Origin of the sequence: Pseudomonas sp. 10C3 (genome assembly GCF_036346185.1) — a bacterium.
Classification (GTDB): domain Bacteria; phylum Pseudomonadota; class Gammaproteobacteria; order Pseudomonadales; family Pseudomonadaceae; genus Aquipseudomonas.
In genome coordinates, this window is the sequence record NZ_JASJVE010000011.1 from 148,855 (window position 1) to 163,440 (window position 14,586).

At 58.0% G+C, this 14,586-nt stretch carries 9 protein-coding genes; 4 read left to right on the forward strand and 5 right to left on the reverse strand.

Features of this window, described 5'->3' with window-relative positions:
* Positions 1-106: 106 nt before the first annotated feature.
* The gene (gene glyA / locus QN399_RS12800) at positions 107-1,360 is read right to left on the reverse strand and encodes a serine hydroxymethyltransferase (RefSeq protein WP_322182043.1); all 1,254 of its coding nucleotides are present in this window, start codon (positions 1,358-1,360) and stop codon (positions 107-109) included.
* A gap of 121 nt (positions 1,361-1,481) precedes the next feature.
* Positions 1,482-5,339 (reverse strand): EAL domain-containing protein, encoded by a 3,858-nt coding sequence (locus tag QN399_RS12805; protein ID WP_323565672.1) that lies wholly within the window; start codon positions 5,337-5,339, stop codon positions 1,482-1,484.
* Between the two features lie 385 nt (positions 5,340-5,724).
* Here QN399_RS12805 and ettA point away from each other — a divergent pair, with 385 nt between their 5' ends.
* Entirely contained in the window at positions 5,725-7,389 is a 1,665-nt protein-coding gene (ettA, locus tag QN399_RS12810) for an energy-dependent translational throttle protein EttA (protein WP_322182038.1), read from the forward strand.
* 196 nt (positions 7,390-7,585) lie between these two features.
* Here the strand turns inward: ettA and QN399_RS12815 are convergent, their stop codons facing one another.
* From QN399_RS12815 to QN399_RS12825, 3 genes are all read right to left on the reverse strand, one after another.
* Positions 7,586-8,083, reverse strand: coding sequence for a GreA/GreB family elongation factor (locus QN399_RS12815; protein WP_322182036.1), 498 nt, complete (start codon positions 8,081-8,083; stop codon positions 7,586-7,588).
* 94 nt (positions 8,084-8,177) lie between these two features.
* A complete protein-coding gene (locus tag QN399_RS12820; protein WP_330201012.1) occupies positions 8,178-10,046 on the reverse strand; it encodes a DUF4105 domain-containing protein in 1,869 nt (622 codons plus the stop codon).
* 89 nt (positions 10,047-10,135) lie between these two features.
* On the reverse strand, positions 10,136-10,624 hold the full coding sequence (locus QN399_RS12825; RefSeq protein WP_322182032.1) for a DUF3015 domain-containing protein: 489 nt from the start codon (positions 10,622-10,624) through the stop codon (positions 10,136-10,138).
* A gap of 281 nt (positions 10,625-10,905) precedes the next feature.
* Here QN399_RS12825 and QN399_RS12830 point away from each other — a divergent pair, with 281 nt between their 5' ends.
* From QN399_RS12830 to QN399_RS12840, 3 genes are all read left to right on the forward strand, one after another.
* Positions 10,906-13,356, forward strand: coding sequence for an AAA family ATPase (locus QN399_RS12830; protein WP_322182031.1), 2,451 nt, complete (start codon positions 10,906-10,908; stop codon positions 13,354-13,356).
* A 170-nt stretch (positions 13,357-13,526) separates the two neighbouring features.
* Positions 13,527-13,856, forward strand: coding sequence for a hypothetical protein (locus QN399_RS12835; RefSeq protein ID WP_322182029.1), 330 nt, complete (start codon positions 13,527-13,529; stop codon positions 13,854-13,856).
* 365 nt (positions 13,857-14,221) lie between these two features.
* A complete protein-coding gene (locus QN399_RS12840; RefSeq protein ID WP_323569030.1) occupies positions 14,222-14,527 on the forward strand; it encodes a DUF6482 family protein in 306 nt (101 codons plus the stop codon).
* Positions 14,528-14,586 lie beyond the last annotated feature (59 nt).

The following is a 14,586-nucleotide window of genomic DNA, read 5'->3' on the forward strand; positions in this document are numbered from 1 at the left end:
TCGCAGAATTTGTGGGCGCGAATGCGACAGGCCAAACACTGGGGATTCTGCAAAAAAAACCGGCTCTAAGAGCCGGTTTTTTTATGTCGCCAGTAATACGGGGCGATTAAGCGCCGTATACCGGCAATTTAGCGCAGATGGTTTTGACTTTTTCACGTACGGCGTCGATCACGGCCTCATTGTTCAGGTCAGCCAGGATGTCGCAGATCCAGCCAGCGAGTTCCTTGCATTCTGCTTCTTTGAAGCCGCGAGTGGTCACGGCTGGGGTGCCGAAGCGCAGGCCGGAGGTCACGAATGGGGAGCGTGGGTCATTCGGCACCGAGTTCTTGTTCACGGTGATGAACGCGCGACCCAAGGCAGCGTCAGCGTCTTTGCCGGAGATGTCCTGTTTGATCAGCGACAGCAGGAACAGGTGGTTTTCGGTACCGCCAGACACTACGTCGAAGCCGCGCTCGATGAACACGCTGGCCATGGTCTTGGCGTTCTTGACCACTTGTTGCTGGTAAGTCTTGAACTCAGGCTGCAAGGCTTCTTTGAAGCAGACGGCCTTGGCTGCGATTACGTGTTCCAGCGGACCGCCCTGGGAGCCTGGGAAGACGGCCGAGTTCAGCTTCTTCTCGATGTCGGCGTTGGCTTTGGCCAGAATCAGACCGCCACGTGGACCGCGCAGGGTTTTGTGAGTCGTGGTGGTGACCACGTCAGCGAATGGAACCGGGTTCGGGTACACGCCTGCAGCAACCAGACCGGCCACGTGCGCCATGTCGACGAACAGGTAAGCGCCGACTTTGTCAGCGATTGCGCGGAAGCGCGGGAAGTCCAGGATTTGCGAGTACGCGGAGAAACCCGCCACGATCATTTTTGGCTTGTGTTCAACCGCCAGACGCTCGACTTCGTCGTAGTCGATCAGGCCGTTGCCGTCGATGCCGTACTGTACGGCGTTGTACAGCTTGCCGGACGAGCTGACGCTGGCGCCGTGAGTCAGGTGACCACCGTGGGCCAGGCTCATGCCCAGAATGGTGTCGCCCGCTTGCAGCAACGCCAGGTAAACCGCGCTGTTGGCTTGGGAGCCCGCGTGTGGTTGAACGTTCGCGTAATCGGCACCGAACAGCTGTTTAGCGCGATCAATAGCCAGTTGCTCAACCACGTCGACGTATTCGCAGCCGCCGTAGTAACGCTTGCCTGGGTAGCCTTCAGCGTACTTGTTGGTCAGGACCGAGCCTTGAGCTTCCATCACGGCAGGGCTGGTGTAGTTTTCCGAAGCGATCAGCTCGATGTGCTCTTCTTGGCGCTGAGCTTCTTGCTCCATGGCGGCAAAGAGATCGGAGTCGTACTTGGCGAGAGTCAAATCACGGCTGAACATGGCGGTCCTCAAGGATCGGGGCAGTAGAAAAGGAGGGCATTCTAACCCATCGGCTTTTATCTGGCATATGAAAGGCAGTCATGTCGGAGACAAGCGGTTTTCACGAGGATCACCGCCACCATCAATCAAACATGAACAACGCATCATTGCTGAATTGCGCTTCGAAGCGATTAGGTGGCATTGGGCGGCCGAACAGGTAGCCCTGAACTTCGTCGCAACCGTGTTCGCGCAGGAACTCCAGCTGTTCATGGGTCTCCACGCCCTCGGCGATGACCGACAGGTTGAGGCTGTGGGCCATGGCGATGATGGCGCGAGCGATCTGCGCGTCCTGCTCACCCGATGGCAGGCCGTCGACGAACGTCCGGTCGATTTTCAGCACATCAATCGGGAATTGCTTAAGGTAGTTCAGCGATGAATAGCCCGTGCCGAAGTCGTCCACCGCGATGCTCAGGCCCAGACGTTTTAAACCGTCTAGGATCAGCATGGCCACGTTGACTTCACGCATCAGGATGCTTTCGGTCAGCTCCAGCTCGAGACAGGCCGGCGGCAGGCCGGTGTCTTTGAGAATGTCGGCAATGCGCGTGCCCAACTGACCGTCGGAGAACTGCCGTGCGGAAATGTTGACTGATACTTTGGGCACGCGGACCTTGGCCTGGTGCCAGCTCTTGAGCTGACGGCACGCCTGGGTCAGTACCCAATCTCCGACTTCCACGACCAGTCCGAGTTCTTCAAGCACCGGAATGAAGTCGCCCGGCGGTACCAGACCGCGTCGGGGGTGGTTCCAGCGCAGCAGGGCTTCGGCACCTGTCAGGCGCTTACCGTCACCACTGAACTGCGGTTGGTAATACAGCGTGAACTCTTTTTGCTCGAGGGCGTGACGCAAATCGCTTTCGAGCTCCAGTCGCTCAAGGGCCGTGGCGTTCATGTCGGCTTGATAAAACTGGAAGTTGTTTTTGCCGCGTTCTTTTGCGTGGTACATGGCCGTGTCGGCGTTTTTCATCAGCTGGCTCAGCTCGTTGCCATCTTGCGGGCTGAGCGCGATGCCGATACTGGCGGTCACAAAAAACTCACGACCTTCGAGGACGAACGGTTTCACCAGGCTGCCGAGGATCTGTTCAGCAACATTGATCGCACGGTTCAGGGCGATCTGCCGGGTGGCCCGCGGTTGCAGCAGCAGGGTGAACTCGTCCCCCCCCATGCGCGCCACGGTGTCGTCGTCGTCAACACAACCCAGCAGTCGCGATGCCATTTCCTGGAGCATACGATCGCCAGCGGCGTGGCCGAGGGAGTCGTTGATAGGCTTGAAACGGTCCAGGTCGAGGAACATCAGCACCACCCACGCCTGCTGGCGCTCGGCTTGCTGAAGTGCAGTGTGCAGACGGTCCTGGAACAGGGTGCGGTTGGGCAGGTGCGTCAGGGCGTCGTAATAGGCCAACCGATGGATGCGTTGTTCACTGGCCTTGCGCTCGCTGATGTCGTTGAAGAAGCACACATAGCTGGCAAGATCGCCCTCATCGTCAAGCACCGCAGTGATGCCGACCCACGCCGGGTAATGCTCGCCACTGCGACGCTTGAGCCAGACTTCGCCTTCCCAACTGCTGCGTTGGTGCAGTTGCTTGATGATGTAACGCAAGTGCGCTTCCTGCTGATCATCGACGGTCAGCAGGGTGGGCAGTTGATCGAGTACTTGTGACGCGTCATAACCGCTGACGCGACTGAACGCTTCGTTGGCCTGCACGATGTAGCCAGCCGGGTCGGTGATCAGGATCGCCGACGTGGAATGTTCGAATACCGTGGCGGCCATACGCAGGTCTTTCTCGGCACGACGTTGCTGGCTGATGTCGCGCCCGACACCCAGGATGCCTTCGAAGGCTCCGTGCTCATCCCACACCAGAATCAGGCGCAGCTCGATCGGGATCTTGCGTCCATCGGCTCGCAGGCAGTCGAAGAGGAACAGCTGGGTCGGCAGGCCCGCGCGCAGTTTCGCCAACTCGTCGGGTTTGCCCAGGGCCTTGGCGACGTGCTCAAGCAGCGCATTCATCTTGGTCAATTGCTGCGGGTTGGCGATGGTCGGTTGCCACCCGTTCTCAAGAATCCATTCAGCGCTGTAGCCCAGGACTGTCTGCGCCGACGGGCTGACGTAATTGGGTTTCAGCGCACTGTCGGTGGAAAAAATTACATCGCTGATGCTTTCCGCGAGCATCCGGTAGCGCTGTTCGCTGTCACGCAGGGACTCGCTGGCTTCGAGCTGTTCGGTAATGTCCTTTGCAACGCCGATGATGCGCGTCACAACCCCGTTCTTGTCGCGCACCAATGCTTGCTCGCGTATATCGAAGCGACACCAGTGGTTATTGTGATCACGAAACCGTAGCTGGCATTGCAGCAGCTCGGCATGCCCGGTTTGCCGCTGCAGTTGGCGCATGGACTGATAGTGTTCGGCGTCGTCCGGGTGTAGCAGGATCTCCCAGAAGTACTCGCCCATCTTCTGTAGCTCGGCCTTGTTGTAGCCCAGCGTTTCACCAAGATGGTGGTTGCTGTAAATCATTCGCTGACTGATGACGTCCTGCACGTACAGATGATCCGGTACGGTACGCACCACATTGGACCAGAAACCTTCGCGCTCGACCAACGACAGTTCGACGCGCTTGCGGCTGCTGATGTCGCTGATGCTGAGGATCACCGCCTTATAGTCGGCCGGTTCAGGCAATCGCATCACCAGCCACAGGTACTGATCGTCGCCTTGTGGGCTGGCCAGACGGATTTCCAGTTCGAGTTGACTCTGCCGGGTGAGCACCGCGTGAATCAGCTGCAGGCCAATCCCTTGTTGGGTGCTCGGGCACCCCTCTATCAGGTGCTGCCACGCCTCGGCGCCAGATTCGATTTTCAGCAGATCGAGTGCGACCTGATTGACCTCGGTAATGTGCAGTTGCTGTAGCAGTTCCGGGCACAGCTGCGGTTGTGTCTTTAGCACACGGTCCAGATCATCGCTGCTGTGTACTTGCAGCTTACTCAAATAGCCATGAAGCCCTGACAGGTCGAGCACGCAGAGCGCGACGCCGGTGCCGTCGAAAATGTCCTGATAACGACGTTTGCTCTCAAGCATTTGCCGTTGACGACGGCGCAGACCGGCAAGGGCCAGCAGCGGCAACAGGGAACACAACAGCCCGATCAGGCATTTGCCGATCAGCGCTGGCAGCAATACTTGACGTGCCTTGCTGGCATCGAACAAGCCACGTAATTGCCAGTCGCTATGGGTCAACGGTGACAGCAACACATTCTGGATACCATCACGGCTGGCGTCTTCCGGGCTGTCCATGCCAGCGGCATCACGATGGATCACTGTTTGGGTGATGCTGTTTTCCAGCAGCCACATGGGCTGGAAATCCTGAGTTGTCTGGTGAGTAAGTTTCGTCAGCACGTTGGGCGCGAGGCGCAGTACCCAATAGCCTTTTGTCGTTTCGCCAGGCTGGCGCACCAACAAATAGACGCGTGAGCCATCCGGCGCGTTGCCGAAATAATAAGGATACGCCTGACCGCGCTGCATCAATTGCGCGAGGATGGGTGCGTCGCTGGATGAGCCTGCATCGCTGCGGGCGCTGTCTTTAAGCACTTCGCCTTCGGCATTCAACCAGACAGCGCTGTGCAATGACGGCAGGGTCTGGCGCAGGGTGTCCAGCATCAGCGCTTGTTGTGCGGCGGTTTGGGTTTGCGCTTTCGTATTATCTAGGACGTTGAGTGCGCTTTGTGCACTGAGCGCCATGTTCAGGCCCAAACGATCGGCCAGTTGTGCGCTGTAGTCGAGGCTACGCTGACGCTGGCGGTCCTGGGTCTGCTGGAACTGATCCATCAGTTGCCAGAACAGCAGCACAACCATCAGCAACACCAAGGCTGCGAGCGCAGCTTTTAATGAGCCGCGAAAATGCGCGGTGGGTGCGCCTCTAGAGGTGCGCAGGGGAACAGGGGGGAGTGATGTGGACAAACTCTAATCCTGACGACGGGACTGAAGCGGCGAATGCGAGATGCACTATAAGCCGGGCGCCCAAAGGGCGGCTAGCATGCCTTGATGCGTGGCTAAGTGCCAGTCCCATTAGGCCGGATGGTTTGCCCTGACGGATGCATTCGGGTAGCTTTGCTTGATGTGCGGTTTAGGCCGTTTCTAACGATAGTGATTTCACTGCCTGCAAGCATTGATCCATATCCAGATAACGTGATGTCGGCAATCGATGTCCGGTCGGCGCATTTTCAATCAAAGGGTCAATCTCTCTGGCGGCAAGCGCCGGAGATAAATAAAATTGCACCGCTATTTTCGAGGCGCGCTCTAAGCCCGCGCTTTATCACAGTTACAGATACCGGGTTTTCTTTCCATGGCTCAATACGTCTTCACCATGCATCGGCTGAGCAAAGTTGTGCCGCCGAAGCGGGAAATTTTGAAAAATATCTCCCTGTCGTTTTTCCCTGGCGCCAAGATCGGTGTGCTGGGCTTGAACGGTTCGGGTAAATCCACACTGTTGAAAATCATGGCCGGTGTCGACTCTGAGTTCGACGGTGAAGCTCGGCCAATGCCTGAGCTCAACATTGGCTATCTGCCGCAAGAACCACAGCTGGACCCGACCAAGACCGTGCGTGAAGTGGTCGAAGAAGCGGTCAGCGTGATCAAAAATGCACAGGCGCGCCTTGATCAGGTGTATGCCGAATACGCCGAGCCGGATGCCGACTTCGACAAGCTGGCTGCCGAACAGGCCAAGCTTGAGTCCATCCTGCAAGCCAGCGACGGTCATAACCTGGACCGTCAATTGGAAGTCGCCGCCGATGCGCTGCGTCTGCCGGCCTGGGACGCGAAGATCGAATTCTTGTCCGGTGGTGAAAAGCGTCGTGTGGCCCTTTGCCGTCTGCTGCTGTCCGCGCCGGATATGCTGTTGCTCGACGAACCGACCAACCACCTGGACGCCGATTCCGTCGCCTGGCTGGAGCATTTCCTCCACGACTTCCCGGGCACAGTGGTTGCGATCACGCACGACCGGTACTTCCTGGATAACGTCGCTGGCTGGATTCTTGAGCTCGACCGCGGTGCCGGTATTCCTTACGAGGGCAACTATTCGGGTTGGCTTGAAGCCAAGTCCGATCGTCTGGCCCAGGAATCCAAGCAGCAGTCGGCTCATGAAAAGGCCATGAAAGACGAGTTGGAGTGGGTTCGCAAAGGTGCCAAGGCGCGCCAATCGAAATCCAAGGCCCGTCTGCAACGCTTCGAAGAAATGCAATCGCAGGAATTCCAGAAGCGCAGCGAAACCAACGAGATCTACATCCCCGCCGGTCCACGTCTGGGCGACAAGGTCATCGAGTTCAAGAACGTTTCCAAAGGCTATGGCGATCGCGTGCTGATCGACAACATGTCGTTCTCCATGCCTAAAGGCGCTATCGTCGGGGTTATTGGTGGTAACGGTGCAGGTAAGTCGACCTTGTTCCGCATGCTGATGGGCAAGGAACAACCGGACTCCGGCACGATTGAAGTCGGTGAAACCGTGCAGCTGGCGTGCGTGGATCAGAGCCGCGACGATCTGGACGGCAGCAAATCGGTGTTCCAGGCGGTTTCCGATGGTTCCGATGTGATCCGCATCGGCAACTATGAAATCCCGTCGCGCACCTACGTTGGCCGCTTCAACTTCAAAGGTGGCGATCAGCAGAAGTTCGTCAAGGACCTCTCTGGCGGTGAGCGCGGTCGCTTGCACCTGGCATTGACACTCAAAGAGGGCGGCAACGTGCTGCTGCTCGACGAACCGTCAAACGACCTCGACGTGGAAACCCTGCGTTCGCTGGAAGAAGCGTTGCTCGACTTCCCGGGCGCGGCCATTGTGATCTCTCACGATCGGTGGTTCCTGGACCGGGTAGCGACGCACATCCTCGCGTACGAAGATGACTCGCAAGCCGTGTTCTTCGAAGGTAACTACACCGAGTACGAGGCTGACCGTAAAAAACGCCTCGGCGAAGCCGCGGCCCAGCCGCACCGGGTACGTCACAAGAAACTGGCGTGATTTGATCTGCCATGAAAACGGAGCCTTCGGGCTCCGTTTTCATGTGGGGTTTAGTTCAGGCATATCGCTTGTGCCTGAGATGCCGTCTTCGCAGGCTTTTAGTTCCTAAAAGCGTTGCCCACACGGCCTCCGCGTCTGGCCGCTAGGCCGTGGGAGCTGACTTGTCTGCGAACGATCACGAAGTGATCGCAATAAATCAAGCCTCCGCCTCTATCCTGATCACCTCAATCAACTGATCCCCCGCAGGGCGCTTCCATAGCACCTCATCGCCCGGTTGCGCGCCCAGCAACGCTCGGCCCAGCGGTGAGCCCCAGTTGATCAAGGCGCTGGCCGCATCGGCCTGGTCCTCACCCACCAACTGCACCCGTTGCTCTGCGCCGCTCTCATCGGCGAACGTCACCCAGCTACCTATGTGTACCTTGTCAGTCGAGAGGGCCGGTACGACCACTTGGGCGCTTTGCAGGCGTTGGTTGAAGTAGCGCAGATCGCGCTCGATGTCGGCCTGACGTTGTTTGTCAGCTTGATCTCCCTGGGCCGATTGTTCGCTGTACTGCGCTTGCAACTCGGCCACATGCGTCTGTAACTGCACGAGGCCGCGGGCGGTCACGTAGTTGGGCTGCTCGCTGACTCGTCGTTCCACCGGTTGGTCGGCTTGCTCGGCGGCTTGATCTTCATTGACGAAGGCGCGACTCATGGCTTTTCTCCCTTTAGTGGGTTTTAGAACGGTGATGGTCGCGTCGCATTACCCGCGAATTTATCCGCGAAAGCGTTCGTGAAGACGCTGAAGATCAATAGTGATACCACTTCATTTCCAGCATCACTTCGTTGACCGGCGAAGCCAGTTGACTGTACTCGCGTTGGGCGCTCAGGCGCAGACCGAGGTTACGTGACAGTTCCCATTGCTGGTTCAGGCTGATGCTGCGGCGTACTTCGCCATTGGTGAAGTAATCTCCCTTGGCTTCCAGGCTCAGGTTGCCCAGCGGGTTGCGCCACAGCAGGCCAGTGTTGAAGCCTGCAGCAGGCGAAACAAGGGCCGCGAAGTCGGCGTTGTGTTCGATGCGCACGGTGCCCAATGCGAAACCGAGCATGTCGTCGGTCAGTTGCCAAGTGCCGCCGCCGCCACCGTTGACGTGGCTGACCAGGGTTTCATCTGCATGTTTACCCAGCACCCGTTCCAGTCCGCCGGAGACTTGCCAGGACCAGGGTTGGAGCAGGGCGTTGCGTGGAGTCAGCGAGCGAATGGTTGCCAGATCGAACTGTTGGACCTGCCAGTGATTCCCTTCGTATTGACGTAATTTTAGCTGGAGAATCTCGATCTGCGCGCCCAGCGGGAAACCATAGGCATTGTCGTTCAGGTCGTGATACGCCATGCGCAGGCCATATTCGGCGAACGCCTTGTCATCACGGCTGCCCGCGCCCAATTGCCAGGTACGAGACTCATGGCCGTCTTCCGTTAAGCCGGGGCGTGCGATGTCCAGTGGTGGCGGGGGATTCTGGTTGATCGCACGCAGCAGCTCGAAACTGCGCTGCGAGCGTTCTGTATCGCGTTCCAGACCATTTGCGCGATAGCGTTCGAGGCGGTAGGCGGCGTCCTGAATCAACGCGCGGCGTTCTTTGGGCAGGGTCAGGTAATCGCTGTTTTGCAATTGCTTCTGATCGGCGCTGACCTTTAGCACCCATTGCTGTTCTTCACTCTCAAGGGGCGCGGCGCGGCTGAGCAACTCTCGCTCGCGGGACGGGCGATAGTCGGTTCTCTCCACCAGACCTGCGTCTTTCACGGCGCGTACGGTGTCGGTCGGGATCGCTGTCAGCGGGAAGTGCTGGGTCAGGTTCAGGCCGGGTCGTGCGACTTGTAGCAGCTCCAACAAGCGATACGAGCAGTTTTCGTCGAAGAAAAAATAGCTGAAGCGAATCTGCTTGAGCTCCCAGACATGCTCGACCATCCGCCCGGTTTCTTCGTGGGTCAGGTTCAGCCGGTATTCCCAAAGGTCACGGTTTTCCAGACTGCGGTATTCGGACAGTTTTTCCTGGTAAGGCACCAGTGCGAAGAGGCCTGGATAACCGCCCATCAAGCCTTTCCACGCGTACAGAATACTGTTGTCCATGCCTTCGATGTACGCGCCAAAGTTAATTGCATAGCTGAGCAGGGCGGTGTGATTGGTCTGCACGTCAGCCTGGTCGATGCGCAACAGGGTGTGACCGAACATGGAGGAAGGGCTGTTCAAGTAAGCGGCCGGAAAGATCAACACGGCGCTGTCGGGTGCCACGTCCTTGAACCATTGCTTGAATTCTTTGCAGTCTACGGCGGGCAGGTCGCTCAGCTGCAATTGGTCACGCAGCCAGCGGGTCCGTGCCGGGTAAACGCATTGGGCGTGGTTATTTTGAGCCAGGGTGTCGAAGCTGCTGACGGGGGCATAAATCGCATCGAGCGTGGCGCTCAGTTCCGCTGCAGGATCGTGGGCACCGTTGGCAGCAAGAAAAAATTTGGGGTCATCTACATAGCTGCGCCAGCCACCCAGCTTGGCCGTTTCATAGTGCCCCAGGGATATCCAGAACTGCGTATTTGCCAGTTGCTGCAAGCGATCATTGTCGATATGCGGCGAGGCATACAGCGGGGCGCAGATACAGAGCGCCACATAACCAAGGCGTTTGAGCATAGAGGGCAACTAGTCAGGAGGCAGGGCAATCAATGTTCGGGGTCGTAAACAGGGGCCTGCCCCCTGAGGCGGGGGCAGGCGGTGCGAGCTTAAGCCTGAGTTGCGTATTTCGCCAGAAGAGGGTCGTTTTTCAACACCGCGAGGGTGTTGTTGTGGACATCTTCGGCCGTTGTATCTGCTTTGCTGAAAATCTGCTGGAAGTGCTCGTGGGTGACTGCGGCAAAATGCGCACGGTCTTGTGGTGCAACGCCCAACACGACCGCGTACGTGGTCAGCGCTTCGCCCTGACCCATGGCCATGTCTTTGGAAAGCTCGTCCATCATGCCGTTCATGGAAAGCCAGGATTTACCGCCGTAGGTCAAGGCAGCGTTGGTGGAGCAGCCGTTTGTACCGGAGGTCATGCCGAAGGTGGCGTTACCCGATGTGCCGTTGGTGGTGGAAGCCAGAAAGTGGGCTGGAGTTCCACGCTGGCCTTCAAACAGCATATTGCCCCAGCCGCAATCCGGGCCACCTGGCGCTTGGGCCATGGCGTTGAGGGATGCGACGGTGAAGAGAGTACCAAGAAGAATCCGTTTCATAGCTTTAGTCTCTTTTGTGATCAACCAAGGGTCAAGGTTCCTGGCCGGTCATTGCGCCAGGGCAAGCCAGAGTTGTTATGACTGGCTGCGCAAGTTTGAGTTTAGGTCCGATCCAGGGGTTCCGTGATTTATTGCAAATTGTTATAGGGTTGGAGACTTTTCTCCCATTAAGGAGAGTGAAGCTTTTACGTGCAAAAAAATCGGCCGCACCGTGCCTTGCCAGCGGGGTACAGCGAGCGCCAGAATGCCGCTATCTGCCCCGCTCGATGTAAGGATGTCCGATGCCCGATCCTGTTGCTGCCAGCTTGCGTCTTGCGCCTGAAGCGCTGACACGTCCTTTCTCCGCTGAACAGTTCAGCTTCACGACAACCAATGATCTGGAACCCTTTCGCGGTGTGCTCGGCCAAGAGCGAGCAGTCGAAGCCTTACAGTTTGGCGTGGCCATGCCGCGCCCCGGTTACAACGTATTTGTGATGGGCGAGCCCGGTACCGGCCGCTTCTCCTTCGTCAAGCGCTACCTCAAAGCCGAAGGCAAGCGCATGGAGACGCCGTCGGACTGGGTTTACGTCAATAATTTCGATGAACCGCGCGAGCCGCGCGCACTGGAGTTGCCTCCTGGCAGCGCGGGTGCGTTCATTGCGGATATCAATGGCCTGATCGATAACCTGCTGGCGACCTTCCCGGCGGTGTTCGAACACCCGTCGTACCAACAGAAAAAAAGCGCCATCGACCGCGCATTTAATCAACGTTATGACCGAGCGCTGGACGTTATCGAGCGCTTGGCCCTGGAAAAAGAAGTCGCCCTTTACCGCGACAGCACCAACATTGCCTTTACACCGATGAGCGAAGGCAAGGCGCTGGACGAGGCCGAATTTTCGCAGTTGCCTGAAGTGGACCGTGAGCGTTTTCATACCGACATTTCCGGTCTGGAAGAGCGCCTCAACGAGGAGCTGGCCAGCCTGCCGCAATGGAAGCGTGAATCCAGCAACCAGATGCGTCAGTTGAATGAAGAAACCATCACCCTGGCCTTGCAGCCGTTGCTGGCGCCGTTGTCCGAGAAGTACGACGAGAACGCCGGGGTCTGCGCTTACCTGCAAGGGGTGCAGGTCTACCTGCTGAAAACCGTGGTCGAGCAGTTGGTCGACGATAGCAAGACCGACGCCGAGGCGCGCAAGCTGCTCGAAGAACAATACTGCCCGAGTTTGGTGGTCGACCACCCGGTCAATTCGGGCGCGCCGGTGATTTTCGAACCGCATCCCACCTACGACAACCTGTTCGGGCGCATCGAATACAGCACCGATCAAGGCGCTCTATACACCACCTACCGTCAACTGCGCCCCGGTGCACTGCATCGGGCCAACGGTGGTTTTCTGGTGCTCGAAGCCGAAAAAATGCTCAGCGAGCCGTTTGTCTGGGATGCGCTCAAGCGCGCCTTGCAATCGCGCAAGTTGAAAATGGAATCGCCTCTGGGCGAGTTGGGTCGTCTGGCGACGGTGACTTTGACCCCGCAAGTGATTCCGCTCCAGGTCAAAGTCATCATCATTGGTGCGCGTTCACTGTATTACGCGTTGCAAGACGCCGATCCGGATTTTCAGGAGATGTTCCGGGTACTGGTGGATTTCGATGAAGACATCCCGATGGGCGACGAGACGCTGGAGCAGTTCGCCCAGTTGCTCAAAACCCGCACCTCCGAAGAAGGCATGGCACCGTTGACCGCTGACGCTGTCGCCCGCCTGGCCACGTACAGCGCCCGCCTGGCTGAACATCAGGGCCGGTTGTCGGCGCGCATCGGAGACCTGTTCCAATTGGTCAGCGAGGCGGATTTCATTCGCCAACTGGCCAGTGATGACAAGACCGATGCCGGGCACATCGAGCGCGCGCTCAAGGCCAAGGCCACGCGCACGGGCCGGGTGTCGGCGCGGATTCTCGACGACATGCTCGCGGGCATCATCCTGATCGACACCGCCGGTGCGGCCGTGGGCAAGTGCAACGGGCTGACGGTGCTGGAAGTCGGCGACTCGGCGTTTGGCGTACCTGCGCGGATTTCGGCGACGGTTTATCCCGGAGGCAGCGGTATTGTCGATATCGAACGCGAGGTCAACCTGGGTCAGCCGATCCACTCCAAGGGGGTGATGATTCTCACGGGCTATCTGGGCAGCCGCTACGCGCAGGAATTCCCGCTGGCGATTTCCGCGAGCATCGCTCTGGAGCAATCCTACGGTTATGTGGATGGCGACAGTGCGTCACTGGGCGAAGCGTGCACCTTGATTTCGGCACTGTCGAAAACACCGCTTAAGCAGTGTTTCGCCATTACCGGATCAATCAATCAGTTTGGTGAAGTGCAGGCGGTGGGCGGGGTCAACGAAAAAATCGAAGGCTTCTTCCGTCTCTGCGAAGCGCGTGGCTTGACTGGCGAGCAGGGCGCAATCATTCCGCAGGCGAACGTGGCCACCCTGATGCTCGACGAGCGTGTGCTGCAAGCCGTGCGTGCCGGGCAGTTCCATGTGTACGCGGTGCGTCAGGCCGATGAGGCGCTGAGCCTGTTGGTTGGCGAGCCTGCCGGTGCGCCAGATGAAGACGGTCAGTTCCCGGAAGGCAGCGTTAACGCCCGTGTGGTTGAGCGTTTGCGGGACATTGCCGAGATGCTCAGTGATGAAGAGCTCAAGGAACTGGGGAAAGAACCGGCGCAGTTGCAGCCGGAACTCAAGGCCTTGGCAAAAAAAGCGGATTGAAAGGGCAGGGCGCCGCAGTGGTGGCATGACCATTCGGCGCCCAGTCACTGCGGGTGCTTTTCGAATTCTGCTTTTGTTCTACTCTGGCACATATCACAGTTGTCAAAAGGACTGACGCGCTCCTTCCTGCGGTTCGAGGGGCGAACACTGTATCTACCGAGGAGCTCGCCATGTCGCGCAGCCTCTGTCTTACCCGCCAATGTCTGGGTCTGGTCACCCGTATCGAATGTGTGATTCGCCCGCTCTCAGGAGATAACGGTATGTGGACGTTACTGTTCGCCGCCGGCATGTCTGACGAGCAACCCTCCGCACTCAAGGCTCAAGGGCCTTTCCATGGGCCACTGGCCGCTGAATCGGTATTGATGGCCATTGCCGAAAGCCTGACGTTGCACGGCTATCAGGTGGCCGAAGACGTCCCCATTTGGCAGGTACACCTGCAAGGCGAGTTGCGTCGCATAAACGGAGAAGGTTCGCGTTGTCAGCGAATGTCCCCGGTTTGAGTTCGCGGCGCTGACGAGGTTCGTTACACGTTCTCGTCGGGTGCTGTTGTTTTTAACGTGTGTCAGGGAGCCCCCGGGGCGCTCCCTGCTTCTATATCCTTGGTTATAGTTTTGCTCGAGTGAATCTTTCTTACAGTACCTATCAACCATTTTGCACAAACGGCCACGATTTTTTAAGCATGTGTGAGTAGCTTGGCTGGGACGATGAAAGTGCTAAGAGTTTTGACCATCCACCATCAGACGTCTGGCCCTTGCGTTCTTCGGAGAGGTAATGGACGGGCGGTGTCATTTCCAGGTTGTGATTTCGCCGTCCTGTACAAGACTTATACTTCTGACTCATCGGTACAGTTTGACAGGGCCTTCTCATGAATCTCCAGGAACTGACCGCTTTTGCCCATGCAGGGCTTGTGGATGAATTGAATCTGATCTCTATGGAAGGGGGCATCTATTTACTGGAGGCCCGCGTACGTGGCGTGGCGTACCCGCTCAATGACTTGAACGGCAAAACCTTGCACTTACGCTCCGTGGAGCATGCTCGGGATCTGCTGCACACCTTGCCAAAGGTGCCGTTCAATCTGGTGCACGCCGTGGTTCACGACGAAATGTGCGGTCTGCACAATGTCGACGAAGAACCCCTGAGTGTGCCGATAGCCTTCCACTCTGCGTGGTGATACCTGCGGGTAGGGAGCGCTTGCTCATCTGTGCTAGGCTGCTTGCCCTTTTGGTTCGG